The organism is Vibrio sp. 1562 (assembly GCF_033340155.1).
GTDB lineage: Bacteria > Pseudomonadota > Gammaproteobacteria > Enterobacterales > Vibrionaceae > Vibrio > Vibrio alginolyticus.
In genome coordinates, this window is record NZ_JAWOVY010000123.1 from 1 (window position 1) to 1,039 (window position 1,039).

Below are 1,039 nucleotides of genomic sequence, written 5' to 3' on the forward strand. Positions count from 1 at the left end.
TGCTTGGGCAATAACGCGATAGAAACTTCCTGATGAATACCAGGAAAATAACTGACCGCAGGTACAACACCCGGTATGCCTTCCAGTGCCATGGCCAAAGCCAAAGCAGCTTCATTGGCAACATGAAAGTACTTTCGATTACCTTCGCCAATGGGTTTACCCATTGAACCCGATATATCGACAAGCAAGTGCACAGCGGCATTGGGGGCAATGCGAGGTTGCCTTTGAATAAACAATCTCGACTCACCGGCTTGTGAAGCGGCAAGACGATGGGTTGCCACTCGAAGACCGTGCCTTTTGGCATGATTCCGATTGTCCTGACTGGACTGAACCATGCCCCTAAGTCGGGCTCGAATTTGAGCAGACTCCGACGCCGATAAGGTCAAGATGGCCTCATCACCCAACATAGCTTGCTCTGCTTGGGGCAAACTGAGAGGTGTGACGCCCTGATGTCCTTCAGCTTGTTCCGACAACACTTCTGCCACTTGGGCAAAGGTATCGGGTTCAAACTGAGCGGCACTGGCCTCTAAGGCTTGTCGCAAATTGTCAGCTTGATCAGAGTTATCTGAATCCCCCGTTTCAGCAACATCCGCCGTTGCAGACGAGTCTGTTTCAGGGATTTGACTGTCACTACTGTTATTGCTGTCATTACTCGCATCTTGTCCAATGTCATTACCGCTATCAGCATCCGACTCATCCTGTGGTGGACGAGATTCTTCTTCCAACATGGCAACGATGGCATCGACAAGTTTCAGCACTTCACCTGTAGATGCCAGGCTAGGCACTGCTGTAAGCATGGCGCTTAACCGGCTCATCGCTGCGGCAGGAAAGAGTTGTCTCACTCTTTCATCAACCGCTTGATACAGAGGTGTCAGCGCTTTCTGACCCAGAAAATGGCATCTCAAGCGGAACAACAACCATGCTTGCAAGTTAGATGCAGGCTCAAGCTGTTCAGGTACACTCATTTGCTGTGTGTCCACCATGTACTCAATCACTTGCGAAATACTGCGCCGGGTTCCGGGGTAATCCTTTGCCAATT

The 1,039-nt window shown here is 50.4% G+C and carries 1 pseudogene; it reads right to left on the reverse strand.

The window, feature by feature from the left end:
- A pseudogene (locus tag R7Z49_RS23640) lies at positions 1 to 1,039 on the reverse strand (hypothetical protein); the annotation flags it as partial.